At 70.4% G+C, this 24,632-nt stretch carries 20 protein-coding genes and 1 pseudogene; 13 read left to right on the top strand and 8 right to left on the bottom strand.

Annotated elements, in window-relative coordinates; all coding sequences use genetic code 11:
• Positions 1 to 96: 96 nt before the first annotated feature.
• Positions 97 to 662: pseudogene (locus Q1B08_RS16890) on the top strand (integrase core domain-containing protein); the annotation flags it as partial.
• Here Q1B08_RS16890 and Q1B08_RS16895 read toward each other — a convergent pair.
• Positions 597 to 1,640 (bottom strand): AAA family ATPase, encoded by a 1,044-nt coding sequence (locus Q1B08_RS16895; protein WP_299821509.1) that lies wholly within the window; start codon positions 1,638 to 1,640, stop codon positions 597 to 599. The pseudogene Q1B08_RS16890 and the gene Q1B08_RS16895 overlap by 66 nt on opposite strands.
• Positions 1,641 to 2,057: 417 nt before the next feature.
• Between Q1B08_RS16895 and Q1B08_RS16900 the strand changes: the two genes are divergently transcribed.
• Genes Q1B08_RS16900 through ugpC form a run of 6 tightly spaced genes read left to right on the top strand, consistent with a single transcriptional unit; the run spans position 2,058 to position 8,122 of the window.
• Complete coding sequence (locus Q1B08_RS16900; protein WP_299821511.1) at positions 2,058 to 2,789, top strand: FadR/GntR family transcriptional regulator; 732 nt, start codon at positions 2,058 to 2,060, stop codon at positions 2,787 to 2,789.
• Positions 2,779 to 3,996: a PLP-dependent transferase gene (locus tag Q1B08_RS16905; RefSeq protein WP_299821513.1), complete on the top strand. Its 1,218-nt coding sequence runs from the start codon at positions 2,779 to 2,781 to the stop codon at positions 3,994 to 3,996. Before Q1B08_RS16900 ends, Q1B08_RS16905 begins: the two co-directional genes overlap by 11 nt.
• Positions 3,993 to 5,255, top strand: coding sequence for a sugar ABC transporter substrate-binding protein (locus Q1B08_RS16910; RefSeq protein WP_299821514.1), 1,263 nt, complete (start codon positions 3,993 to 3,995; stop codon positions 5,253 to 5,255). The genes Q1B08_RS16905 and Q1B08_RS16910 overlap by 4 nt, the downstream gene beginning before the upstream one ends.
• Positions 5,252 to 6,178 carry a sugar ABC transporter permease gene (locus tag Q1B08_RS16915; protein WP_299821515.1) on the top strand — a complete coding sequence of 309 codons (927 nt, stop codon included), beginning with the start codon at positions 5,252 to 5,254 and terminating at the stop codon, positions 6,176 to 6,178. The genes Q1B08_RS16910 and Q1B08_RS16915 overlap by 4 nt, the downstream gene beginning before the upstream one ends.
• A complete protein-coding gene (locus tag Q1B08_RS16920) occupies positions 6,175 to 6,999 on the top strand; it encodes a carbohydrate ABC transporter permease (RefSeq protein WP_299821516.1) in 825 nt (274 codons plus the stop codon). The genes Q1B08_RS16915 and Q1B08_RS16920 overlap by 4 nt, the downstream gene beginning before the upstream one ends.
• Positions 7,000 to 7,009: 10 nt before the next feature.
• Positions 7,010 to 8,122, top strand: a complete 1,113-nt coding sequence (ugpC, locus tag Q1B08_RS16925) for a sn-glycerol-3-phosphate ABC transporter ATP-binding protein UgpC (protein WP_299821517.1) — start codon at positions 7,010 to 7,012, stop codon at positions 8,120 to 8,122.
• Between the two features lie 218 nt (positions 8,123 to 8,340).
• Here the strand turns inward: ugpC and Q1B08_RS16930 are convergent, their stop codons facing one another.
• The 5 genes from Q1B08_RS16930 to Q1B08_RS16950 are packed head-to-tail and all read right to left on the bottom strand — an operon-like array spanning position 8,341 to position 13,617.
• Entirely contained in the window at positions 8,341 to 9,318 is a 978-nt protein-coding gene (locus Q1B08_RS16930) for an oligopeptide/dipeptide ABC transporter ATP-binding protein (protein WP_299821518.1), read from the bottom strand.
• Positions 9,315 to 10,286 (bottom strand): ABC transporter ATP-binding protein, encoded by a 972-nt coding sequence (locus tag Q1B08_RS16935; RefSeq protein WP_299821519.1) that lies wholly within the window; start codon positions 10,284 to 10,286, stop codon positions 9,315 to 9,317. Before Q1B08_RS16935 ends, Q1B08_RS16930 begins: the two co-directional genes overlap by 4 nt.
• A complete protein-coding gene (locus tag Q1B08_RS16940) occupies positions 10,283 to 11,221 on the bottom strand; it encodes an ABC transporter permease (protein WP_299821520.1) in 939 nt (312 codons plus the stop codon). The genes Q1B08_RS16935 and Q1B08_RS16940 overlap by 4 nt, the downstream gene beginning before the upstream one ends.
• Positions 11,214 to 12,134 (bottom strand): ABC transporter permease, encoded by a 921-nt coding sequence (locus Q1B08_RS16945; protein ID WP_299821521.1) that lies wholly within the window; start codon positions 12,132 to 12,134, stop codon positions 11,214 to 11,216. Before Q1B08_RS16945 ends, Q1B08_RS16940 begins: the two co-directional genes overlap by 8 nt.
• 7 nt (positions 12,135 to 12,141) lie before the next feature.
• Positions 12,142 to 13,617: an ABC transporter substrate-binding protein gene (locus tag Q1B08_RS16950; protein WP_299821522.1), complete on the bottom strand. Its 1,476-nt coding sequence runs from the start codon at positions 13,615 to 13,617 to the stop codon at positions 12,142 to 12,144.
• A 155-nt stretch (positions 13,618 to 13,772) separates the two neighbouring features.
• Here Q1B08_RS16950 and Q1B08_RS16955 point away from each other — a divergent pair, with 155 nt between their 5' ends.
• A complete protein-coding gene (locus Q1B08_RS16955; RefSeq protein ID WP_299821523.1) occupies positions 13,773 to 14,534 on the top strand; it encodes an SDR family oxidoreductase in 762 nt (253 codons plus the stop codon).
• Positions 14,535 to 14,619: 85 nt separating this feature from the next.
• Here Q1B08_RS16955 and Q1B08_RS16960 read toward each other — a convergent pair whose 3' ends face one another.
• A complete protein-coding gene (locus tag Q1B08_RS16960) occupies positions 14,620 to 15,930 on the bottom strand; it encodes an FAD-dependent oxidoreductase (RefSeq protein ID WP_299821524.1) in 1,311 nt (436 codons plus the stop codon).
• 117 nt (positions 15,931 to 16,047) lie between these two features.
• Positions 16,048 to 17,688: a hypothetical protein gene (locus tag Q1B08_RS16965; protein ID WP_299821525.1), complete on the bottom strand. Its 1,641-nt coding sequence runs from the start codon at positions 17,686 to 17,688 to the stop codon at positions 16,048 to 16,050.
• Between the two features lie 381 nt (positions 17,689 to 18,069).
• Between Q1B08_RS16965 and Q1B08_RS16970 the strand changes: the two genes are divergently transcribed.
• The 5 genes from Q1B08_RS16970 (at position 18,070) to Q1B08_RS16990 (ending at position 24,544) form a co-directional block, all read left to right on the top strand.
• Positions 18,070 to 19,152, top strand: a complete 1,083-nt coding sequence (locus Q1B08_RS16970) for a Gfo/Idh/MocA family oxidoreductase (RefSeq protein WP_299821527.1) — start codon at positions 18,070 to 18,072, stop codon at positions 19,150 to 19,152.
• Positions 19,153 to 19,483: 331 nt separating this feature from the next.
• The gene (locus Q1B08_RS16975) at positions 19,484 to 19,729 is read left to right on the top strand and encodes a hypothetical protein (protein WP_299821529.1); all 246 of its coding nucleotides are present in this window, start codon (positions 19,484 to 19,486) and stop codon (positions 19,727 to 19,729) included.
• Positions 19,730 to 19,809: 80 nt separating this feature from the next.
• On the top strand, positions 19,810 to 22,629 hold the full coding sequence (locus Q1B08_RS16980) for an ExeM/NucH family extracellular endonuclease (RefSeq protein WP_299821531.1): 2,820 nt from the start codon (positions 19,810 to 19,812) through the stop codon (positions 22,627 to 22,629).
• Positions 22,630 to 22,672: 43 nt separating this feature from the next.
• The gene (locus Q1B08_RS16985; protein WP_299821533.1) at positions 22,673 to 23,221 is read left to right on the top strand and encodes a hypothetical protein; all 549 of its coding nucleotides are present in this window, start codon (positions 22,673 to 22,675) and stop codon (positions 23,219 to 23,221) included.
• A gap of 156 nt (positions 23,222 to 23,377) precedes the next feature.
• Positions 23,378 to 24,544 (top strand): hypothetical protein, encoded by a 1,167-nt coding sequence (locus tag Q1B08_RS16990; protein ID WP_299821535.1) that lies wholly within the window; start codon positions 23,378 to 23,380, stop codon positions 24,542 to 24,544.
• Positions 24,545 to 24,632: the final 88 nt, after the last annotated feature.

Consider the following 24,632-nt stretch of genomic DNA (forward strand, 5'->3'; position numbering starts at 1 on the left):
CACTCCTCCGAGACGGAAGGAAATGGACCGAAACCCCCGCTTGATCATCACGGATACTCGGGACATTGCTTCGCAATGCCCTGCCGGGTAGCGGGATCCTACGACTTCGTCGAAAGCCGGACCCACGAGGGAAGGAAGGTCCGCATGCTCAACGTCGTCGACGAGTTCACTCGGGAGTGCCTGGCCATCAGGATCGACCGGAAGCTGAACTCGACCGCCGTGATCGACGCGTTGACCGATCTGTTCATCCTGCAGGGCGTGCCCGGTCACGTGCGCTCGGATAACGGGCCGGAGTTCATCGCCAAAGCCGTTCGGGACTGGATCGATGCGGTCGGAGCGAAGACGGCATTCATCGAGCCGGGAAGCCCTTGGGAGAACGGCTACTGCGAGAGCATCAACTCGAAGCTCCGCCCCTCTCGGCAGACTGCTCTGCAATCGCCTGCCGGGCAACGGACGAGCTGCTGAACGGGGAGATATTCTGTTCCCTCGCCGAGGCGCGCGTCGTGATCGAGGCATGGCGCGTCCACTACAACACCGTGAGGCCTCATTCGTCGCTAGGCTATCGACCACCAGCTCCGGAGGCCATCCACTGGCCGTCACGCAACGGCGGATCCTCCTCGCCCCAGGCAACGGCAATGGCACCGAGACCCGTCATGCACTAAGACTGAAACCGGACCACCCGATAGGGGCAGGCCACATGCCTGCCGGACCGCGAAGTCCTGAAGATGCTGCCTGGTCGGACCGGACAGGTGCAGTGGCGGGCAGCGGCTGAGGAACGGCGCGGACAGCCCCTCGGTCGTGTTGGCGGTCAGCACCCAGCCGACCCACGACATGTCGAATCCCACCCGGAAGTACGGGCAGGACCACGCCGCCGCCGTCGATCGATCGAGAAGCGGCAGCAGCGCCTGCGCGAGGTCGTGCGCGGTGCCGGACTTCGACCGGACGGACCCGGCCTTCTCGATCTCGTCGACGACGATCAGCGGATTAGCGACACGATGCGCCAGGATCGTCTCCAGCACCCGCCCCGGCCCGGCCGACGCCCAACCAACCTGAGAGCCGACGATTGCAAACCCCGCGGGCTCGCTCGTGGCGTCGACGATCGTCGTGGGAGCCCCAACGAGCAATCCGAGCGCCCGAGCCCGTCCTTCGGACCTCTTGCCGATCCCCGGCGGCCCGACGAGCAGCAGCGGCGACAGGCGCAGGCCGGGATCGCCCTCGCGGACCGAGCGCCGCATCGCATGCCAGACGGTCTCGGTGGCCGGCGCCATCCACGGCATGTCGGCGTGCAGGGCGGCGGCGATCTCGTCGGCGCGGTGCTCGGTCGGGATCGCCACGAGGTCGGCCCCGGCGCGCAGGACGGAGAGCCGGGCGCGGGTCGCGGCGGACAGGTGCGCAAGACCGGTCGCGGCCTCGGCACGGTCGTGAACGGCGCGGGCGCGGCGATGGATGCGGAGCTTGCCGGACCGGGGCAGGCAGAGCTGCCATACGTGGATGTCCTCGTCACCGTCCGACGGCGTCCCGGGGCCGCTCCCGGTCCGCTGCCCCCGAAGCTGCGCCAGGTGCGCGTACAGACGGCGCTCGATGTCTGTGACGGAAGGCACTTCGGCAAAACGGGCGGCCACGATGGGGATGCGGGGCATGATCGCCCTTTCGACAGGCCGCCGCCGATCGGGGCGGGCCGCGTCCCGGCCGGCAACGGCACCGGGATGGCTGAGGAAAGGGTCCGGACCTTTGGGAACAAGAGGTGAACGGAAGGCAGGCTCGCGCCAACGTCGGCGCGCGCTCTCGCCTGGCAGTTGAAGCATCAGTGTCGAAAAGTATATCTTCCTAAGTAGCTGTTATATAACACAACTGGAAGAAGAAGACCAAGGCCCTAATGGCAGCTAATCGGTGTCGCCAGTGGAAGATAACCCTGCATAATGGCAGTTTGCCGGCGTTTCCTGCACGGTCGCTGGGAACGGTCGAGTACAACCTTATCACCCGGAAAATTGGTAAGGCCACTTGACAGATGCGTTCGGATTGGCAGGATCGCGACGATGAACGATCAGGATTCGGAAATGAGCGTCACGTCCCTGGGACCCGGCCGGGTCTCCCTTCGGCCGTTGAAGGCGGAGGGGTATCTTGGCCGCATCCAGCGATCCCTGACAGCTTATATCGAGGCGGCCGGCCTTGGCGTGGGCGACCGGCTCCCGAACGAGCGGACGCTGGCCGCGCAGCTGGGCGTCAGTCGGCCGACCATCCGCGAGGCGCTGCAGACCTGGCAGGCGATGGGCCTCGTGGAGACGCGCATGGGCAGCGGCACCTATCTGCAACAGGAGATCCGGGCCGGCGCGCTTCATGTCCCCGTGACGATCGACCCGGGCCGGGAGGCGGTGCTGCATTCGCTGGAACTGCGCCGGGCGATCGAGACCGACGCCGCGCGCCTCGCCGTCGGGCGCGGCACGCCCGCGGAGGTGGGGCGCCTGCGCGAGGCGCTCGAAGCGATGGAGGCGGCCTATGCCGCGCACGGCTTCGCCATCCGGCAGGACCGCGCCTTCCACGAGGCGCTCTACGTCGCCAGCGGCAATCCGCTCTACCTGCAGATCTTCCGGCAGCTCATCACGCGCATATCCGAAGGGTTCAACGCCTCCGACGAGAACCCGTTCGTGACCGAGCCCTTCGCCGATGCGAGCCAGCCCGACCACCGCGACCTCTACGAGGCGGTGGCGGCGCGCGACGCGGACCGCGCGGTGGCGGCCGTGACCCGGATTCTCGACTTCGTGGAACGGGAGCTGCGCGGTGACGCCTGAGCCCTGCATCCCCGACGATTTCGCCTCGCTCCTCGCCGCGGATACCGACACCGGCGGCGCGGCCGTTCCGCCGATCCACCAGACCAGCCTCTTCACCTTCGACAGCGTCGACGCGATGGAGGCGGCGTTCCGCGCGCCCGAGCGGCATTCGATCTACACGCGTGGACTGAACCCCACCGTGCGCGCCTTCGAACGCAAGGTCGCGGCGATGGAGCGGTGCGAGAACGCGCGCGGCTTCGCGAGCGGGATGGGCGCGATCTCGGCCACGCTCCTCGGCCTGCTCCGGACCGGCGACAAGGTCGTCTGCGTGCGCCACGTCTATCCCGACACCTACCGCATCCTGACCGGGCTGATGGAGCGGATGGGGATCGAGGCGGTCTTCGTCGACGGCGCCAACCACGGCGCGGTGCGGGATGCGCTGCGAGGCGCGCGGATGCTGTACCTCGAAAGCCCGACCAGCATGACCTTCGAGGTCCACGACATCGCCGCGCTGGCGTGGATCGCGCGGGAGGCCGGGGCGGTCAGCGTGATCGACAATTCCTGGGCAAGCCCGGCCTTCCAGCGCCCGGCGGAGCACGGGGTGGACCTCGTGATCCATTCGGCGTCGAAGTATCTTTCGGGCCATTCCGACACCGTCGCCGGCATCGTCTGCGGCCCCGCCGAATGGATCGGGGAGATCAACCGCGTCGCCTATCCAAGCCTCGGGGCGAAGCTGTCGCCGTTCGATGCGTGGCTGCTGATCCGGGGGATGCGGACCCTGCCGATGCGGATGCGGCAGCACCACCGCGCGGGGCTGGAGATCGCCACGCGCCTCGCCGCGCATCCGGCCGTGGCGCGGGTGCGCCATCCGGGGCTCGGGGACGCGGCGGCGGGGACGCTCTCGGGGTATTCGGGCCTCTTCGCGATCCACCTGCAGGGCGGCGCGCGGGCGGCGCGCGCGTTCTGCGACCGGCTGCGGATCGTGCGCTTGGGCGTGAGCTGGGGCGGGCACGAGAGCCTCGCCTTCCCGTCGCAGCTCGGCCTGATCCAGCCGGGCCTGACCAATTCCTTCGAGGCCTTCGGCATCCCCGACGACATGGTACGCCTGCATGTCGGGCTCGAGGATGTCGAGGATCTGTGGCGCGACATCGAGCAGGCGCTCGGAACGGAGGCCCCCGGAGAAGGGGCGCGCAAGACCACGATGCACAACATGGGAGAAACGAAATGACGAGATTGCTACCCTCGGCCGCGCTGGCGGCCCTCCTCGTATCGGGCGGAGCGGCGCAAGCGCAGACCCTGCGCGTGGTCGAGGTGCTGACCACCAACGAGCGCACCGGCCTGATGGAACAGATCGTGAGCGACTTCGAGGCCGCGCATGAGGGCGTCGAGGTCGAGCTCGTCTCGGTGCCGTGGGATTCCGCCTTCGAGCGCATCCTCAACATGGCGATGTCCGGCCAGCAGATCGACGTGCTGGAGATGCCCGAGCGCTGGATCTCGACGCTGGCGATCAACGATGCGCTGACCGATCTCGGCCCCTGGCTCTCCGAATGGGAGGGGGCGGACGGACTCACCGACGCCACGATGGACTTCACGAAGATCTACGGCGACACGTCCTATTTCGTGCCCTACGGCTACTTCGTCCGCGCGATGTACTACAACAAGCCTCTCCTCGAGGAGGCGGGCTACACCGAGCCGCCCGCCACCTGGGACGAGTTCAACGAGATGGCCCGCGCCGTTTCCGAACTCGACGGCAAGTATGGCTACTGCCTGCGCGGCTCGACCGGTGGGTTCGTCGGCTGGTGGCTCGCCACCTCGGCCATGACCGGCGCGGAGACCTGGTTCAACGAGGACGGCACCTCGGTCTTCGGGAGCCCCGAGGCGGTCGAGGGCATCCAGATGATGCTCGACCTCTACAACGACGGCGCCGCGCCCGAGGATTCGGTGAACTGGGCCTTCAACGAACAGGTCTCGGGCTTTTACTCGGGCACCTGCGCCTTCATGGATCAGGATCCGGACGCGCTCATCCAGGTGCGCGAGCGGATGGGCGACGACTTCGCCACCGCGCCGGTGCCGCTCGGACCTCCGGGACAGATCTCGCCGCCGATCGGCATGATCGGCTGGGCCGTGCCGACGAGCTCCGAGAACCCCGAGCTCGCGAAGGAGCTCCTGGGCGAGCTGATGGCGCCCGAGGTCAACCTCGAATGGGCGAAGTTCATGGGCGTGGTCCCCGCCGTGGAGATCCCCGAGGACGACACCTATTACAGCGACCCGGTCTTCGACGGTTTCTTCGCCGAGCTCGAGGGCGACCAGTGGCAGCTGATGACCTGGCCCGCGCACCTGCCGGAGCTGGGCGAGTTCTTCGACGTGATCGCGGTCGAGACGAGCCAGGCCGCGCTTCTGGGCCAGATGTCGGCCGAGGAGCTGGCAGAGGAATGGGACAGCTTCCTGACCGAGGCGCAGCAGCGCTGGATGGAAGAGAACCCGTGAGCCTCGCGGCGGACAATCCTGCGACGGGACGTTCGCCGGGCACCTTTCGGCGGCGGCTCCGCGCCGCCGAACCTTACGGATACGTGGCGCCGGGGCTGCTGGTCGTGGCGCTCGTCATGCTCGTCCCGCTGGCCGTGGGCATCTCCTTCTCGTTCCAGAACTACGTGATCTTCCGCCCCGCCTCGCGCGGCTGGAGCGGGTTCGAGAACTACGCCGAGATCTGGAGCGACCGGACCTTCTGGCTGGCGCTCTCGAACACCGCGAAGTGGACCTTCTGGTCGGTCGCGTTCCAGCTCGGGCTGGGTCTCGGGCTGGCGCTGATCCTGAACAAGCCGTTCTTCGGTCGCGCGGTGTTCCAGTCGCTCGTGTTCCTGCCCTGGGCGGTGCCGACCTTTCTGTCGGGGCTGAACTGGCAATGGCTCTACAATCCCCTCGTGAGCCCGCTTCCCGCCGCGCTGGCCGCCGTTGGCGTGCTCGACGAGCCGCGCAACATCCTGTCGGATCCGGACCTCGCGCTCTGGGGGCCGATCACGGCGATGATCTGGTGGGGCGTGCCGTTCTTCGCGATCACGCTGCTGGCCGCCCTGCGCTCGATCCCCTCGGACCTCTACGAGGCGGCGGCCATCGACGGCGCGACGCCGTGGCAGGCGTTCCGCCATATCACCGTGCCGTTCCTGCTGCCGATGATCACGATCACCATCCTGCTGCGCACCGTCTGGGTCGCGAACTCGCCGGAGCTCATCTTCGTGATGACCGAGGGTGGGCCGGCCAACAGCTCGCAGACCTTGCCGAACTACGTCTTCACCTCCGCCTACAGCTCGATGAACTTCGGTTACGCCTCCGCGCTCGCGACCGTGCTGATGGTGATGCTGGTGATCTACTCGGTCCTTCTCCTGTGGGTCCGCGGGAGGCTCGGACGATGAGGGCGGTGACCGGCACCGCGCTCTGGCTCGTGCGGCTGCTCTATCTCGCCTTCGCGCTGTTTCCGCTGCTGTGGCTGCTCCGGATCGCGCTGACGCCCGACGAGATCCTCTACCGGGAGGGGACGACGCTCTGGCCCTCGCGGACCACGCTGGCGAACTTCGCCTACGTGATCGAGGAAAGCCCGTTTCCGGTTTTCTTCGCCAACACCATCGTCGTCGCTCTCGGCACCGCCGCCGCCGTGACATTGCTCGCCGCGGGGATCGGCTACGCCTTTTCGCGCTTCCGCTTCCGGGGGAAATCCGCGCTGATGGTGTTCCTCGTCATCACCCAGCTCTTCCCGATCGTGATGGTCATCACGCCGCTCTACCAGCTGCTCGCGCCGATCGGGCTCGTGGACACGCGGATCGGGCTGATCCTCGTCTTCACCGCCTTCAACCTGCCCTTCGCCGCGTTCCTTATGCATTCCTTCTACGAGGGCATTCCCGCCGAGCTGGAACAGGCCGCGATGATCGACGGCTGCACCCGCTTCCAGGCGCTGGTGCGGATCGTGCTGCCGCTGATGCTGCCGGGGATCGGCGCGACGGTGGGCTTCGTGTTCACCGCCGCCTGGTCGGAGCTTCTGTTCTCGCTGATGCTCATCACTTCGGAATCGAAGAAGACCTTCGCCGTGGGGCTTCTGGGCTTCGTCGGCAAGTCGGGGGTGGATTGGGGGCAGATGATGGCCGCCGCGACGCTGGCGCTGATCCCGCCCGCGATCTTCTTCACCCTGATCCAGAAATACCTCGTGGGCGGCCTGACCGCCGGCGCGGTCAAGGCCTGAGGAGGGCGCGATGGCCGAAGTCACCCTGAAGGGGGTCGCGAAATCCTACGGCCGGACCCCGGCGGTGCGGGAGTTCGACCTCGACATCGCCGACGAGGAGTTCGTGGTCTTCGTGGGGCCTTCGGGCTGCGGCAAGTCGACGACGCTCCGGATGATCGCCGGGCTCGAGGACATCACCGGGGGCGAGATCCGCATCGGCGACCGCGTGGTGAACGACCTGCCGCCGCGCGACCGCAACATCTCGATGGTGTTCCAGAACTACGCGCTCTACCCGCACATGACCGTTCGCGAAAATCAGGCCTTCGGCCTGCGTCTCGCCGGGCGCGCGAAGGAGGAGATCGCGCGGAAGGTGGCCCGTGCCTCGGGCATCCTCGGGCTCGACCCCTATCTGGAGCGTCGGCCCGCCGCGCTGTCGGGCGGCCAGCGGCAGCGCGTCGCGATGGGCCGCGCCATCGTGCGCGACCCGGACGTGTTCCTGTTCGACGAGCCGCTCTCGAACCTCGACGCGAAGCTGCGCGGCCAGATGCGGACCGAGATCAAGAAGCTGCACGAGAAGGTCCGCACTACCGTGATCTACGTCACCCACGATCAGGTCGAGGCGATGACGCTCGCCGACCGGATCGTGGTGATGCGCGATGGCCGGATCGAGCAGGTCGGCACCCCGGAGGAGGTCTATCATCGCCCCGTCTCCGACTTCGTGGCGAGCTTCATCGGCAGCCCGCCGATGAACCTTCTCGAGGGCCGCATCGTGGCGGAGGGCGACGCGCCGGCGGTGGCGCTGTCCGGCGGGCCGGTCCTGCCGCTCGGCCCCGGCCATGCCCGGCTTCCGGCGGGAGCCTCGGTCACGCTGGGCCTGCGACCGGAAGCGATCGCGCCGCAGGGTATGGCCGGGCCGATGCGCCGGCCCTTTGCGTTCGAGGCGGATATCACGCTGGTGGAGCCGTTGGGCGGCGAGGCGCTGATCTTCCTCGCTCTTGGCGATCGGGAGATGACCGCCCGGGTGTTCCGCCCCCCCGCCCGCCTCGCGCCGGCCCGGGGCGTGCAATTCCTGGTCGATCTGGCGGAGGCGAGCGTGTTCGACGGCGGGACGGGACGACGGCTGGGCGATGACGGGGCGAATTGACGACACGGAACCGGCACGGCAGGGCGATGCGCGCGGCGTCTCGATGATGCGGACGCGCCGTTCCGCCGCCCGGAGGGCCGGCTGGCCCCCGACCGCCCCCGTCACGCCGCAGCTGTGCCTCCGACGCGACGGCGGGAACCGGTCCCGCGACGCGGCGCCGCCCCGATCAGGTGACGTAAAGTAATTTTGCGCGAAAGAACGTTCGCCCGGCCCGCCCCTCAAAGCGGATGCCAGCACGCGACCCTGTGGCCGGGCGCGATCTCCGCGAGGGGCGGGGCCTCGGCGCGGCAATGCCCGGTCGCGCGGGGGCACCGGGCCGCGTAGACGCAACCGGCATTCGGCTGTGCCATGTCCGGCGCCGCAGCGGGCGGGGCGCTCCGCCGCCGCAGCCGCTGCGCGGGCGGGTCGGGGACCGGCACGGCGGACAGCAGCGCCTCGGTATAGGGATGGCGCGGATTGTCGTAGATCGCGTCGCGCCCCGCGATCTCCATCATGCAGCCGCCGTAGAGGATCGCCACGCGGTGCGAGATATGGCGGACGACCGCGAGGTCGTGGGCGATGAACAGGTAGCTCAGCCCCTCCTGCCGCTGGATGTCCTGCATCAGGTTCACGACCTGCGCGCGCACGGAAACGTCGAGGGCGGAGACCGGCTCGTCGGCGACCACGAGGCCGGGGCGGAGCGCGAGGGCGCGGGCGATGCCCACGCGCTGGAGCTGACCGCCCGAGAACGCGTGCGGAAAACGCGCCCCGGAATCGGCGGGCAGGCCGACCTTTTCGAGCAGCGCCGCCACGCGGTCCCGCATCTCGGCGCGCGAGGCGGCGCGGCGATGGACCAGAAGCGGCTCCCCCACGATGTCGGCGATCCGCATCCGCGGGTTCAGACTGGTGAACGGGTCCTGCAGGATCAGCTGCATCTCCGCGCGCAGCCGCCGCAGGGCGGGGCCGCTCGCATGGGTGATGTCGGTGCCGCGGAACAGGATGCGGCCGCCCGAGGTCTCGACCCGGCGCAGGATGGCGCGACCGGCGGTGGTCTTGCCGGAGCCGGACTCCCCCACGAGGCCCAGCGTCTCTCCGGGTTCGATCTCGAAGCCGATGCGGCGGAGCGCGGGGACCTGGCGCCGGCGCGGCCAGAGCCCGCCCCGATCCGTCACCGTGTAATCGACGCTGAGATCCTCGACCGCGAGGGTGGGGGTCATGGCGCCACCTCCGCCCAGGCCGCCGCGCCCGCCCGCCAGCAGGCCGCCCGACCGGTATCCGTGGCCGCGAAGGGGGGCGGCGCGAGGCAGGCCGCGTCGGCGATCGGGCAGCGCGGCCGGAACGGGCAGCCCGCGGGCGGCGCGCGGAGCGAGGGCGGCGCGCCGTCGATGGCGACGAGGCGCTCCGTCCGGTTGTCGAGCCCGGGCGTCGCGCGCAGGAGGCCCTGTGTGTAGGGATGTGCGGGGTTCGCGAAAAGAGCGTCGATTTCGCCCGTCTCCACGACGCGACCCGCATACATGACCGCGACCCGGTGGCACAGCCCCGCGACGACGCCCAGGTCGTGGGTGATGAGGATGACGGCGAGCCCACGGCGGGCCTGCAATCCTGCGAGGAGGTCGAGAATCTCCGCCTGCACCGTGACGTCGAGCGCGGTGGTCGGCTCATCGGCGATCAGGAGCGCGGGCTCGCAGGCGAGGGCCAGTGCGAGCGCGACGCGCTGCAGGATGCCGCCCGAAAGTTCGTGCGGATACTGGTCGAGGCGCCGCGCGGGCGCGGAGAGCGCGACCTCCGCCAGAAGCTCGGCGGCCCGGTCGCGGGCGGCGCGGCGGGACAGGCCGTGGTGATGGCGCAGCGTCTCGACGAGCTGCGCGCCGATCGTCATCAGCGGATTGAGCGACTGCATCGGGTCCTGGAACACGCAGGCGATCTCCCGGCCGCGCAGTCCCGCCGCGTCGCCGAGCGGACGGCCCCGCCAGAGGATCTCGCCGCCCGTCACCCGACCCGGCAGCGGCAGGAGGCCCAGCATCGCCTGCGCCGAGACGCTCTTGCCCGAACCGGATTCGCCCACGATGCCCAGCGTCTCCCCCGCCGCGACCTCCAGCGAGACGTCGGAAACGGCCCGCACGAGCCCCGCGCGGGTGGGGAAAACGACGCGGAGGTCGCGCACAGCGAGGAGCGGCGCGGTCACTGCGCCCGTCCGGCAAGCGCCCGCGCGGCACGGGACCAGCCGAACCGCTTCTCGCGCTCGCGCGGGTCGGTGGTGACGCGCAGCCATCCCGCGAAGAGGTTCACCCCCAGCACCGTGACCGCGATGGCGAGACCCGGAAAGGTCACGAGCCACCACGCCACGAACACGTAGTCCCGCCCGCTCGCCACATCGAGGCCCCAGCTCGTCGCGGGCGGCTGCACGCCGAGGCCCAGGAACGAGATCGCGGCCTCGGCCAGGACGACGTTTGTGAATTCGAGGATCGCCACGGTCAGGAGCGGCGAGACGAGGTTCGGCAGGATATGGCGCCACAGGATCCGCACCGGCCCGCAGCCCACGATCTCCGCCGCCTCCACATAGGGCGCGCTGCGGAGCGACAGCACGGTGCCGCGCACGAGGCGCGCGTAGATCATCCAGTTGGTGATGGCGAGCACGACCACGATGGTCAGAAGGCTCGGGCCGACCACGGACACGATGAGCAGAATAAGGAGCACCCCGGGAAACGAGACCTGGATGTCGACGAGCCGCATGAGCACGGCATCCGTGCGCCCGCCCGCGTAGCCCGCCACAAGCCCCACGAGCACGCCGAACGATCCCGACAGGAGCACCACCGCGACGCCCACGAGAAGCGTGGCGCGGGCGCCCCAGATGATCCGGCTGAGCACGTCGCGGCCGAGCGCGTCGGTGCCGAGCAGGTGCGCGGGATCCCCCCGCGCCAGCCAGGCCGGCGGGGCCAGCCGGGCGAGCACGGATTGCGCGGCCGGATCGTGGGGCGCGATCCACGGCGCGAGCAGGGCCATGCCGACCACGCCGAGGAGGAGCAGGAGCCCGATCAGGCCGGGCACGTCCTCGCCCAGCTCGGCCGCCATCGCCCGCGCCCGCCGGCCGCGTCCCTCGGAGAAGGCGGGATCAGCCAAGGCCGATCCGGGGGTCGACGAGCTTGAAGACGACATCGAGCAGGATGTTCACCAGAACGATCAGCACGGCCACGGTGTAGACGATGGCCTGCACCAGGAACAGGTCGCCGCGCTGCAACGCCTGGATCGCGACGAGCCCCATGCCGGGCCAGGCGAAGACCGTCTCCACCACCACGGTGTAGCCGGCAAGCGCGAGGACCAGCTCCCACCCCACGAGCGTCAGGAACGGGACGAGCGTGTTGCGCAGCGCATGGCCCACGAGGACGCGCGACCGGGGCAGGCCGCGGGCGAGGGCGGTGCGGATATAGGGGCGGTTCAGCTCCTCCATGATCTGCGAGCGCACGAAGAGCGTCATCCGCGCGAAGGGCACCAGCGCCAGCGTCACCGCCGGCAGCACGAGATGCGCGGGCGTGCCCATCCCGGAGGTCGGCAGCACGGGGATCGCGACCGCGAAAAGCACGATAAGCAGAAGGCCGACCCAGAATTGCGGCATGGACAGGCCCGCGAGGCTGATCCCCGTGACGACGCGGTCGAGAAGGCCGCCGGGCCGCCCCGCGGCCAGCAGGCCCGCGGGCAGCGCGAGGATTATCGCGAGCCCGAGCCCCGCGCCGATCAGCAGCAGGCTGTTCGGCAGCCGTTCCAGCACGACCGCCATCGCGGGGCGGCGCTGCCACGTGCTTTCGCCGAAATCGAACCGCAGCAGCTCGCCCACGAATTGCATGAATTGCGCGGGCAGGGGGCGGTCGAGGCCGAGCTCGGCAGCAAAGGCCGCGCGCTGTTCCGCGGAGGCGGAGAGCGGCAGCATCAGGTCGACCGGGTTGCCGAAGACGCGGGTGACCACGAAGACCGTGAAGGTGACCCCGAGGACGACCAGCGCCCCCTGCAGGAGGCGCCGGAGCAGAAAGGCCGCCATCCGCGCGCTACTCCGTGACCACCATCTCCTTGATGAGGAGCTTGGCGTCGGTGCGGGGCTGCCATTCCATCCGCTCGGACATGCCGTAGATGTCCTGCAGGTTGAACAGCGGCACCGTGTAGTTCAGCTCGTGCCCGCGCCGGAACACCTCGTCGTAGAGGTCTTGCCGCGCCGCGTTGTCGGTCGTCACCCGCGCCTCGTCGATCATCGCCGCCATCTCCGCGTCCGAGTTCGACGCCGCGGCCCCGTCCATGTGGTAGATGAAGGACGCCTCCCGGTCGGCGTCCAGAAGCTCGTTCGAGTTCGCGATGAAGATCGAGTCGGGCCGCGGGCCGTCGCCCATCAGGCTGTCGAGGTATTGCGAGAACTCCTGGATCTGCACCTCCGGCACGAGGCCGGTCTCCGCCCAGTAGCCCGCGACCGCCTCGATCTGCTCGCGGTCCTTCAGCCAGCGGCCGGATTCGCCCACGACCTGGATGGTCTGCCCCGTCGCGCCCGCCTCCTCGATCAGCGCGCGCGCCCGCTCCGGGTCGTAGGGGTAGCTCTCGAGGTCGTCGTTGAAGCCGAAGGCGGCGGGATTGACGTGATGGCCCTGCGCGATGCCGGCATAGCCCTGGAACAACGCCTCCACCATCGCCTCGCGGTCGATGGCGAGGTTGAGCGCCTCGCGCACCTTCGGGTCCGAGGTCAGCTCGTTGTCGGTGCCCAGCACGAAGACCGACGTCTCCAGCCCGTCGACGGCGGCGAATTTCGGCACGGTCCGCGTGAACTCGGGCAGGAGGTTGGTGATCACGTCGAACTCGCCCGCCATCAGGCCCGAAAGCCGCGTCCCCGCCTCGCCCACGAAGCGGTAGGTCGCTTCCTCCACGTCCGGCGCCGCGCCCCAGTAATCAGGGTTGCGCTCCAGCGTGATGCTTTCGCCGCGCGACCAGTCGGCGAAGCGGTAGGGTCCGGTCCCCACCGGCGCCGCAGCGAGATCGCCCTCCACGGCGTAGCCCGGCGGGATCATCTTCATCCAGTACATCCGCGACGGCAGGATCGGATCGGGCCCGTCGGTCAGGATCCGGACCGTCATGTCGTCCACCTTTTCCGCGCCGGCGATGGTGCCGAAATAGGCCATCTGCTCGGAATTGTTCCCGGGGTCGATGATGCGCTCGACACTCGCCACCACCGCGTCGGCGTCGAACGGTTCGCCGTTGTGGAAGGTGACGCCCTCGCGCAGCGCGAACTCCCACGTGGTCTCGTCGACCTGCGTCGCTTCCGTGGCCAGTCCGGGCTCGAGCGCGCCCTCCGGCGTGCGCGCCATCAGCGTTTCGTAGATGTTGTCGTTGACCTGCCGTTCGCCGCCGTCGTCGCGCAGCTGCGGGTCGAGGGTGGAGGGCTCGGAGCCGATCGCGATGGCGATCGACTGCGCCTGCGCCCCGCCCGCGAGGAGGGCCAGCATCCCGGTCGTGGCGCATAGGCGCCGGATCGTCGTGTTCATGTCCTGTGGTCCCCCGTCGGTGCGCGGCGGCTTCGCTGGCCGTCGCTCTTCGTTTGAGGGAAAGATTGGCCCCGCCCCCGTTTCATTGTCAACGAAGCATGGCATCCTCCGCGTCCGGGCGGTGCGAATGCCGCCGAAACGGGCAGGAGGCGCGCATGGTGGAACGCAAACGGGTCGTCGTCGTCACCGGGGCGAGCAGCGGCATCGGCGCGGCGACCGCGCGCCGGATCGCCGCGCCGGGCCTGTCGCTCCTGCTCCACGCGCGGCAGAACCGGGCGGGGCTGGAGCGGGTCGCGGCGGAGGTCCGGCAGGCCGGCGCCGCGGCCGAGCTCTGCCTCGGCGATCTCGGCGACCCTTCCGTGCCGCAAGCAATCATCGCGACGGCCCGTGCGGCGTTCGGGCGGGTGGACGGGATCGTCAGCAATGCCGGGCAAGCGCAGCGCGTCGCCGTGGCCGAGCTCGCGCCGGAGGATCTCGCGGATGCCTTCGCTGCGATGCCGGTGGCCTTTCTGCGTCTGGCGCAGGCGGCCCTGCCCGACCTCCGCGCCTCGCCCTCCGGCCGCGTGGTGGCGGTCAGCTCCTTCGTGGCGCATCGTTTCGGCGTGGCGGGCATGTGCTTCCCGGCCACGGCCGCCGCCAAGGCCGCGTTGGAGGCGCTGGCGAAGTCGCTGGCGGTGGAGCTCGCCCCCGCCGGGGTCACGGTGAATTGCGTCGTGCCGGGCTTCACGCGCAAGGACGCGGCCGGGCACGCGGCGACGACGGCCGGCGCGATGGAGGACGCGGCGGCAGCGATCCCCGCGGGCCGCATCGGGGAGCCGGACGACGCCGCAAGCGCGATCGCCTACCTTCTTTCCGAGGGCGCCGCCCATGTGACCGGCGCCGTGCTCCATGTCGATGGCGGCCTCATGCTCCGCTGACGCTGCTTCGTCCTTGCCTTCCAACCATCCCTGCCGGGGGCTCCGCCCCCGTCGCGGGCGCTGGTCGGGTCGAAAGGCCGACCCGTCAGCGCGTCGCGGCCTCGCGGAAGCGACGTGGCGAGAAGGGGTCGAGGGGCACGTCCGGCCGTTTCCCGTCGAGCAGGTCGGCGACGAGACGGCCGGTCACGGGTCCGGTGCTGAGCCCGATATGGCCGTGCCCGAAGGCGTAGACGACGCGCGGCGTTTTCGTCGCGACGCCGATCACCGGCAGGCTGTCCGGCGTAGACGGCCGGCTGCCCATCCAGATCTCGCCGGCGCTTTCGGGCGCGAAGGGCAGGGATTGCCCGGCATCGGCGAAGGCCCCGTGGATCTGGGCGTGATCGGGCGGATCGTCCGGCCGGGCGAGCTCCACGCCGGAGGTGACGCGGATCCGTCCGTCCATGGGCGCCATGACGAAGCCGCCCGCCGCGTCGTGGACCGGGCGCGTCAGCGTGGCGTTGCCCGCGAGCGCGACCTCGCGGTGGTAGCCGCGCTCGGCGGCGAGGGGGATGCGGTCGCCCGCCGGCAGGGCGAGCGGCGCGGAGCGGGCGCCCGCCGCGACCACCGCATGCGCCGCCCGGCATTCGCCCGCCGAAACGTAGAGCGTCACCCCGTCCGTGGTGGCGGCGAGTGCGCGGACCGGCGCGCGCAACCGCGTGCCGCCGCGTTCGAGGAACGCGCGCTCCATCCGGTCGAGCAGGTCGCCGGGCGTGTGGATGGAGGCCGAGTCCGTCGCGAGGAGCCCGCAGGCGTAGCGCCGCGCAAGGTGGGGCTCGATCTCGGCGATCGCGTCCGCCGAGAGCGCCTCGGTCGCGACACCGTGTTCGCGCAGGATCTCGCGCTCGAGCGCGGCGCCGCCGAGGCCGCCCTCCTCGCGCCAGACCCGCAGATAGCCGTGACGGCGGATGCGATGCGCGCAGCCGAGATCCGCCGCCAGGGCCTCGTGCGCGGCGAGGCTGGCCGCGACCAGCGGGGCCAGCGCGCGGGCCGCCTGCCGCCAGGCGGCTTCGTTGCAGAGGCGCAGGAATCGCGCGGCCCACGGCGCGGCGGCGGGCAGGGCGCCCGGACGGATCCGCACCGCCGGATCCCGACCGAGGAGGTAGCGCGGCAGGCGACCGACGAGGCCGGGCCCCGCGACCGGCAGGATGGAGCCGAGGCTGACGACGCCGGCATTGCCGAAGGAGGCGCGCCCCCGGGGATCGTCCGGCGCGATGAGCGCGACGCGACGGCCCCTGCGCTGAACCTCCAGCGCGACCGCCAGCCCGACGATCCCCGCGCCGAGCACCGCTACGTCGGTGTCCGGTCCGGGCGTCACGGCCGCGCGCGTCGAGGCCGCGGCCTGCGGACCGCGCGGCATGACCCGCGCGGGGCGGGCATTCGGGACAAGGGTACGACCGGCGCCATGGGCGATCTGAAGACCGCCGGGGCCGGTTTGTCAAATCGCCCGGCGGCGCGGCCGGCGGGGCAGGGCGGTCTAGAGCAGGAAGTCGTCGAAATCGTCCGCGTCTTCCCCGTCCTCGGCCTCGGCTTCCGGCAAACCGAGCGCCCCGCGGTGCACGTCCCGCTCGACCTCCATCGTGTAGCTCGCATAAAGCCATGGGACGTCCCGATAGGGTCCGTCCCCCGCCTCCGCGGCGGCGCGGACCGTCCGGGCCAGATCGCCGAAGGCCGGGGCGTAGTCGGCGGCGATCTGGAAGGCCTGGATCGCGGCGCCCGACGAGGTCGAAAGGCGCATCGACTGCGACTGGAGCGCCTCGCGGGCGGTGGCGATCTGCTTCACCATCCGGGCGATCCCCGTGGAGCGTTCCGACAGGCTTTCCTGGATGGCCGCAAGCTGCTCCAGATCCGCCTCGAGGCCCGTCCGCTCGAGTGCCTTGGACGTCCGGCGGATGCGCTTCAGGGCGACGCTGATCTGCTCGATCAGGCCGGACGAGCGTTCCACAACCGCGCGCACGTGGCCGGCGAGGAAGGGCAGGGGCGTGTCGGTGTTCGCGAGCTTGCTGGCGACGATCAGCGCGTTGAAGACCGAGGTTTCGAGCGCGCCGTTGAGGTTGCTCGCGGTCTTGAGGTTCTCCTGCGCCCGGTCGATCCGCTCCACGAGGTCGCCCAGAAGCTCCACCGTGTTGTCGAGCTTGGCGCGGCCCGAGGCGACGGCGTTCAGCATCCCGTCGTTCGTGCGCCGGTTCGCGTCCACCCAGGCGTTGGAGGCGTCGAAGCCCGCGTCGCTGCCGAGCGCGGTGTCGCCCGAGAGCGTGCTCGACAGGGCGTTCAGCGCGTCGACCGCGCCGCCCGTCTCGCGGTCCAGATCCCGGGCCAGCGCGTCGAGCTGCGCGGACACCACGGCGGCGAGCGCGCCGGCCTCCTCCGCATCGCCGCCCGAGTCGAGGGCGGCGTCCAGATGCTCCACGCGCTGCCGGAAGGCGTCGGGGAATTGCAGGCAGCCGACGAGGCGGCCGACGGCCTGGCCCACGCCGGAGCGCAGATCGGCGGCGGCCGTCTTGATGTGCTCGATATGGGCCTCGTGCGCCGTCTTGAGGCTGGCGAGGTTGTCCTGTCGGGATTCGCCCTGCCGCAGGATCGAACGGAACTCGCTCGCGATCGTGGCAAGCTCGGCCCGGGCGAGGCCGCTCCGCTGCTGGATCGCGGAGATCAGCTTGGAGGACGCCTTGGAGGAGCGCTGCAATTCCTTGAGCTGGGTGTCGAGCGTTTCCACGAAAACGGACACCTGTTCGGTGCCCGCGGAGGTCTCTGCCAGCGTCGTCTTGGTCAGGAACGAGACCGATTGCAGCTCGACGGCGCAACGGTCGATCTCCTGCAGGGTCGTGGTCACGGAGATCAGGGCGGTCTGGAACTTCTTGTCCGCGAGCGACTGCGCCGCTTCCTGCGCGGCCTCCGCGGCGCGGCCGGTATGGGCGAAGAAGCTGCTGTAGGAGCTTTGCCCGGCCTCGTCGGACGCCCCCGGTTCCGTCGCCTCCAGAAGGCGTTCGACCTGCCGGTCGAATTCCCTGGACGTGTCGCGGATCGTCTCGAGCTCGAAAAAGGCCACCTCGAACGTCCCGGCGACCTTGCTGGCGAGCTGTTCCAGAGACAGCGTTTGCGACCCACCATCCGTCATCGTGGCACCCCTTCTTCCGCGTATCGGCGTGCCCTAGCCCGTCAGGGTCTAAGAAATCCTGAACCCGTGCCGCGCTTGTGGCCCGGGTGAGGGGTCGCCCCGCCCCCCTCGCGTCGGCCGAGCGGCGCGGGGGCCGGGATCGTCGGGCGCGATCGCGTCGATCCGGACCTCGCGCTTCTTGTCGTTGCCGCGCGACGCGGCCACGCCCGCGAGCACCGACATCGCCCCGACGCGGGCGCCGGCGCGCTGGTCGAAGGCATCGCGACCACGGGGATGAATTGACGGGACGCGGCGCATCGGACCAGACCCGGCCGCAGGGGCGGAGATCACCTCCGACGACCAACCTGCGCGGGATGCGCAACAGAATGCGGAGTTCCGGACATGAGCACCTATCGCGTCGCGACCATCGGCCTCGGCGTCGGCCTCGGCCATATCGAGGAGGCCTGGGCCGCCCTGCCGGGCCAGTTCGAGCTCGCGGCCGTCTGCGACCTCGACGACGGCCGGCTTGACGCCGCCCGCAGGGCCTACGGGGTGGAGGGTACCAAGGATTTCGACGCCCTCCTCGTGCGCGACGACATCGACATCGTCGACATCTGCACGCCCCCCGCGCTGCACCTGCCGCAGGTCCTGGCCGCGCTGGAGGCGGGCAAGCACGTGATCTGCGAGAAGCCGCTCGCCGGGTCGCTGCGCGACATCGACGCGATGGCCAGGGCGGAAGCGCGGTCCCCGGGGCACCTCATGCCGATCTTCCAGTACCGCTACGGCACCGGCGCGATGACCGCGCGGGCCATCATCGACGCGGGGCTGGCCGGCAAGCCGCTCGCCGCGACGGCGGAGACGTTCTGGTTCCGCGATGCGGACTACTACGCGATCCCCTGGCGGGGCACGTGGGAGACCGAGCTCGGCGGCACGATGACGACCCATGCCATCCACATCCACGACATGATGACGTGGCTGATGGGGCCGGTGGAGGCGGTGTTCGGCCGCCTCGCGACCCGCGCCCACGACATCGAGACCGAGGACACGGCCACCGCCTCGCTGCGCTTCGTCTCGGGCGCGCTCGGCGCGCTCACCGCGAACGTGGCGAGCCAGGACGAGTATTCGCGCCTGTTCCTCGCCTTCGAGAACGTGACCTTCGAATCCACGCGGGAGCCCTACGCGGTGGGCAAGGGGCCGTGGACGATAACCATCCGCGACCCTGCGATCCGGGCCCGGGTCGACGACCTCGTCGCGACGCTGCCCGATCCGGGCAACCGCTTCACCGGGCAGATGCGCGCCTTCCACCACGCGCTCGAGACCGGCGCCCCGCCGCCCGTCTCGGTCGCGGATGCGCGCGACGCCATCGCGCTGCTCACCGCCTTCTACATGTCGGCCGAGAGCGGGCGGGAGGTGACGCTGCCTTTGCCCGACCGCGATCCGGGCCGGGCGGGCTGGCCCCAGCAGGGACGGGGGGCCGGGGCGTGAGCCGGGCGACGTGCATGGAGCCGCGCCGCTCCGTCAAGCACCAGCGCGCGATCGAGGCATCCACGGGATCGACCTCGAGATCGCGTCCCGGCGCGTTCGCCGTTTCGCGAGTCCCTCGGGCTGCGGCAAGTCCACGCGGCCGCGGATGACGACGACCGACAAGAGCGTGGTCCCGGAGGACGGCCGCATCATGCAGGTCGGCGCTGAACCGAACATTTATTTCGTTAACCCTTACGCGTGTGTTAGCAACCCGGCGAGAGGGGCCGTCGAAGCAGGCAGCCCGTGGCGGGAACGCCGACTCGCAAAGGTTCGGTTCCAGAAGGAAATCGTCATGGCCGAAGCCGCCAGCGCCGCACAGATCCCCGCCGGAAAAGCCGATCCCTCCGTATTCACGCTCGACCTTCTCCGCCTTGCGGACCGTGAGGCGGGCTCCGCCGCGGTTGCGGGCGCGCCGAACCTGTCCGTCGTGCCCGACCTGTTCCGGGCGCGGGGTCCGGGCGGCGCCCGCGTGGCGGACACCTCGCTCATCCTGTCCTCGGGCGGCGCCTTCGACACGTCCGCACCGTGCCGACGCTGACGAGGGCCGACGCCGGATATCCCACCAGCAATTTCGCGCGGACGCCCTCTGCGCTTGCCGACACAGAACCGGAGAATGACATGCGGATGCAGAACCTCGACTTCCACGCCGACGCGGTGTTCGACGACGCGGCACCGGAACAGGCCCTCGTCCTGAACGAGGTGCTGGGCTCCACCACCGGAGTCGACAGCGAGTATATCGAGCTCTTCGGGGAGGCCGGAGCCTCGCTGGACGGCCTGAGCGTGATCGTCGTGGAAAGCGATGCGGGGTCCGGCAACGGCGCGATCGACGTCCGGCTCGATTTCGGCGCGCAGGACGCGATCGGCGCGAACGGCTTTTTCCTCGCCGCGAACGGCATCGCGGCGACGACCTACGGCGTGACGCCGAACCTCGTGATCGCGGACGATTCCATCGAGAACTCCTCCTACACCATCGCACTGGTGGAGACCGCGAGCCTCGCGGGCGGGACCGTGACCGGAAACGAGGTCGTGCTCGACGCGGTCGGCGTGACGGACGGCGAGGGGGCGGAGAGCTTCGCCTTCGGCGCGCCGGTCGTCGGCCCGGACGGCAGCTTCCTGCCCGCCGGCGTGGGCCGCGTGGAGGACGGCGTCGACACCGACGATGTATCGGACTTCGAGATACTCGACTTCAACAACCGCGCGCCGAACTCGCCCACGGCCGGCACGACGGGCGACGATGGCGGACCGGGAACCGGCGACGTCACCATCGACGACGCGCCAACCCTCGTCAGCGCGATCCAGGGCGCGGGCGAGGCGAGCCCGCTCGCCGGGCAGGCCGTCGTGGTCGAGGCCATCGTTTCCGGCGACTTCCAGAGCGGCGACGACGACGACTTCCGCAACCTCGACGGCTTCTTCCTGATGGAGGAGCGGACGGACTTCGACACGGACGACATGACCTCCGAAGGCATCTTCGCCTTCGAGGGCGGGGACACCCGGCTGGACGTGGCCGCGGGCGACCGGGTCCGGGTGCTCGGCACCGTGGTCGAGCGGTTCGGCAAGACCACGATCGAGGTCGCGGAGATCCGCATCGAGGATGCGGCGGTCGAGACCGATGTCCTGTCGCTCGCCGTGGAGAGCGCGCTGCCGCCCCTCGCCGCACGCGAAGCGCTGGAAAGCATGCTTGTCGACTTCAACGAGCCGCTCACCTTCACCGAGAGCTTCGACTACGAGGCGTTCAACAACGGCACGCTGGCCGCCGGCGGCCCGGTCTACCAGTACACGCAGCTCAACGCGCCCGACGTGGCGGGCAACGCGGCCTATCTCGCCGAGGTGGCGGACCGGACCATCGCCATCGACGACGGCCGCAACGCGGCCCGCGACGATTTCGACCCGATCCCGGAACCCGACGGCGACCCCTTCACCCTCGCCAGCGGCGTGCGGATGGGGCAGGATTTCGACCTGACCGCGATCGTGGACTTCGATTTCGGCGAATGGCGGCTCCGCCTGCCCGAAGGCGCCGCGTTCGAGCCCCTGCCGGGCGACGAGCGGCCCGACGCGCCGGCGGATGTGGGCAGCGATTACAAGGTCGGCTCGCTCAACGTGCTGAACTACTTCACGACGCTCGAAGGGCAGACCGATATCGGGCAGGGCCCCCGCGGCGCCGGCAGCGCGGCGGAGTTCGAGCGCCAATCCGACAAGCTCGTCTCGGTCATCCGGGGCATGGATGCCGACGTGATCGCGCTGAACGAGATCGAGAACGACTTCGCCGGCGAGAATTTCGCGATCGCGGAGCTGGTCTCGCGCCTCAATGACGGGATCGAGGGGGCGCCTTGGGCATTTGTGGATCCGAAACAGGAATTCGTCGGCGGCGACGCGATCGCGGTGGCCTTTCTTTACAACAGCGAAACGACGCGCCTCGCGCCGGGCACCAGCGTCGCGACGCTGACTGACGATCAGCTCGCCGGGCTCGGCGTCGATCCGGGCAATCCGATCTTCGAGGGGCCGGGCACCGCCCGCGTGCCGCTCGCCGCGACCTTCGAGGAGATCGCCACCGGCGAGCGCTTCACGGCGGCGGCCAACCACTTCAAATCCAAGGGCTCGGTCAGTCCGTTCGGGGACAATGCCGACCGGGGCGACGGGGCGGGGTCCAACGACGAGGCCCGCGCGCAGGCCGCCGCGGCGGTCGATGCCTGGCTCGCCAGCGATCCGACCGGTTCCGGCGATCCCGACCGGATCATCCTCGGCGACCTGAACTCCTACGCGCAGGAGACGCCTTTGCAGGTCCTCGCGGCGGCGGGCTACACGAACCTCGTGGCCGCCGAAGAGGGGCTGACCTCGACCTCCTACCGCTTCTCGGGTCAGGTCGGGACGCTCGACTACGCGCTCGCCAACGACGCGATGGCGGCGCAGGTGACCGGGGCCACGATCTGGGACATCAACGACGAGGAGCCGGTCTTCTTCGACTACAACCTCGACGGAACCTTCACCGATCCGCTCCGGCCCACCGATCAGGGCCTCTTCGACGGCGGCTCGCCGGCGGCGGCCTCGGACCACGATCCGGTCGTGGTCGGGCTCGACCTCGGCGCGGGCGCGGCGCCGATCCTCATCGCGGGCACGGCGGGGAACGACAGCCTGCGCGGCACCGATGCGGACGAACGGCTGGTTTCCGGCGGCGGGCGGCTCGACGTGCTGCGCGGCGCGGGCGGGGCGGACGTGTTCGAGTTCACCTCCGAGGCCGGCGCGCGCAACACCGTCCAGATCCGCGACTTCGACGCGAGCGAGGGCGACCTCATCGACCTCGGCGGGGCGACGCCGGCCGATGCGCGGGAACTGGGCGCGAACGTGCTCCTGCAACTGGCGGAGGACGGCGACTCGATCCTCGTGCTGGGCGCCAGCCTCGCCGGGCTCGCCTTCACCGACAACAGCCTCGTCGTCGCCTGACGCCCCGTTCTTCCTCAAGGTCATTTCAAAAGGAGACCACCGCATGACTTCCACCACGACGAGAACCCTTCTGGCCGGCGCCTTCGCCTGTCTCGCCACGACCGGGCAGGCGGCGACGCTCGGCCTCGCGACCGGCGCGTCGGTCCTGAGCGGGACGGGCGAGGCGTTCTTCGTTCCCGGATCGGACCTGTCCTTCGCGGGCCTGAGCGCCGACGGCGCCGACATCGCCATCGCCGCCGCGCTCGAGACCGGCGACGCGCCGGGCGCCGTTCTCGTGGACGGCCTCCTTTCGGGCAGCGTCGCGGGCTTCGGCTTCGAGATCGACGCCGGCACCGATGGCGGCGACGTGATCGAGATCGACTTCCGTCCGGACGACGGAAGCCTCGCCGACGCGCTCGGGCCGCGCGCGCTCGCCGTGCTGACAGGAGAGTTCGGCACGGACGACGGCTTCGCGGAGACGGCGTTCTTTTCCGCCGCGAGCGTCACGATCGCCCCGGTGATCGAGGTCGCCCCGATCCCGCTGCCCGCTTCCGGCCTGCTTCTGGTCGGTGGCATGGCCGCGCTCGCCCGGCGCCGCCGCGCGCGCGGCTGAGCCGGAGGCGGGCCCCGGGGGCAGACAACGCCGGCCGGGGCGCGGACGCGGGCGGGCCGGTGTTCCGGCCCCCCTCCATCACCGGGGTGCGTCGACCCCTCGGGGTAGCGTCGTTTGCGCGTTGAAGTCCCCCCGGCGAATTGCGACCCTTTCGCGATGATCCGGACACTCATCCTCCTCGGCCTTTCGCTTGCGGCCGCCGGGCCGGCGACCGCGCAGACGCGCCTCTCGGCGATGCGGACGGACACCGGCGCCGCGGCGGCCGATGCGGCGGGTGTGACGTTCTCCTTCGGCGGTCAGATCAACCCGATGGTGCTCCACGCCGAACAAGGGCCCCGGGACCGGACCTTTCTCGCGGACAACGACGGCTCCGGCTCCCGGCTGGAGTTCCGCGCCGAAGGCCGGATGGGCCCCGACCTGACCGCCGGTCTCGAACTCGTGCTGTCGGCGGAAACCCATTCGTCGGACGGGATCGGGTTCGGGTCGCAGGACCGGAACGGCGATGCCGGCGATCCGCGGCAGGCGCATGTCTTCGTCGAGGGCGACCGCTTCGGAACCCTTTCGGTCGGAAAGGGCGACACCGCGGCGGAGGACGCCGCGCATGCCGACCTGTCGGGCACCGATTTCGCGGGGTCGGAATCGGACGTGGACGACGTGGCCGGGGGGCTGCATTTCCGCGACGCGAGCGGTCGCGATCTTGGCCGGCTCGACGGTTTCTTCGATATGCAGGACGGCGACCGCGCCCTGCGCGTCCGCTACGACACGCCGGACAGGAACGGCGTGTCGTTCGGCATCTCCGCCGCAGAGGGCGACGACGGCGACGGCCTCGATCCGGCGGTGACTTTTCGGTACGAGGGCGAGACAGGGTTCGGCGAAGTGGCCGCGGCGCTCGCCTACCGGCGGGCGGGGCGCGCGGACGACCGGACGGACGCGTTCTGGGTCGGCTCGGCCTCCGTGCTGCTCCCCTCCGGTTTCAACGCCACCGTGGCCGCCTCGCGCGGCGACATCGCGGGGCAGGGGGAGGCGCCGACGGCGATGTTCCTGAAGCTCGGCTACCTCCGGGACCATTTCGGCATCGGCGAGACCCGGGTCTCCGTCGACCACTTCCGGGGCGAGGCCAACGCCGCGTTCGGCGGCCCCGGCGGCGATCTGGTCGAGGCCGGATCCTGGGGTTTCTTCGCCGTGCAGGAAATCGCGGACCTCAACACCGAGGCGTATCTCGGCTTCCGCCGTTACGAGCTCGACGACGTCTTCGTGAACGACACCCGCGGGGAGGTCGACGCGCTGAACGCCGTCCTTGTCGGCGCGCGCGTCCGGTTCTGACCGGCGCCGTTCTGCCGGCTTCCCCGAACGCGAGGCCCCCTCGACACGAACCGACGCGCGGCGCCGTCATCTGTCATCCGGCACGCGA

Origin of the sequence: uncultured Jannaschia sp., from assembly GCF_947494025.1 — a bacterium.
Taxonomy (GTDB): domain Bacteria; phylum Pseudomonadota; class Alphaproteobacteria; order Rhodobacterales; family Rhodobacteraceae; genus Jannaschia.

Coding starts and splice junctions, on each gene's coding strand:
- Q1B08_RS16895 (WP_299821509.1), bottom strand. CDS start 1,640: ATGCCCCGCATCCCCATCGTGGCCGCCCGTTTTGCCGAAGTGCCTTCC.
- Q1B08_RS16900 (WP_299821511.1), top strand. CDS start 2,058: ATGAGCGTCACGTCCCTGGGACCCGGCCGGGTCTCCCTTCGGCCGTTG.
- Q1B08_RS16910 (WP_299821514.1), top strand. CDS start 3,993: ATGACGAGATTGCTACCCTCGGCCGCGCTGGCGGCCCTCCTCGTATCG.
- Q1B08_RS16920 (WP_299821516.1), top strand. CDS start 6,175: ATGAGGGCGGTGACCGGCACCGCGCTCTGGCTCGTGCGGCTGCTCTAT.
- ugpC (WP_299821517.1), top strand. CDS start 7,010: ATGGCCGAAGTCACCCTGAAGGGGGTCGCGAAATCCTACGGCCGGACC.
- Q1B08_RS16930 (WP_299821518.1), bottom strand. CDS start 9,318: ATGACCCCCACCCTCGCGGTCGAGGATCTCAGCGTCGATTACACGGTG.
- Q1B08_RS16945 (WP_299821521.1), bottom strand. CDS start 12,134: ATGGCGGCCTTTCTGCTCCGGCGCCTCCTGCAGGGGGCGCTGGTCGTC.
- Q1B08_RS16950 (WP_299821522.1), bottom strand. CDS start 13,617: ATGAACACGACGATCCGGCGCCTATGCGCCACGACCGGGATGCTGGCC.
- Q1B08_RS16955 (WP_299821523.1), top strand. CDS start 13,773: ATGGTGGAACGCAAACGGGTCGTCGTCGTCACCGGGGCGAGCAGCGGC.
- Q1B08_RS16960 (WP_299821524.1), bottom strand. CDS start 15,930: ATGCCGCGCGGTCCGCAGGCCGCGGCCTCGACGCGCGCGGCCGTGACG.
- Q1B08_RS16965 (WP_299821525.1), bottom strand. CDS start 17,688: ATGACGGATGGTGGGTCGCAAACGCTGTCTCTGGAACAGCTCGCCAGC.
- Q1B08_RS16970 (WP_299821527.1), top strand. CDS start 18,070: ATGAGCACCTATCGCGTCGCGACCATCGGCCTCGGCGTCGGCCTCGGC.
- Q1B08_RS16975 (WP_299821529.1), top strand. CDS start 19,484: ATGGCCGAAGCCGCCAGCGCCGCACAGATCCCCGCCGGAAAAGCCGAT.
- Q1B08_RS16980 (WP_299821531.1), top strand. CDS start 19,810: ATGCGGATGCAGAACCTCGACTTCCACGCCGACGCGGTGTTCGACGAC.
- Q1B08_RS16985 (WP_299821533.1), top strand. CDS start 22,673: ATGACTTCCACCACGACGAGAACCCTTCTGGCCGGCGCCTTCGCCTGT.
- Q1B08_RS16990 (WP_299821535.1), top strand. CDS start 23,378: ATGATCCGGACACTCATCCTCCTCGGCCTTTCGCTTGCGGCCGCCGGG.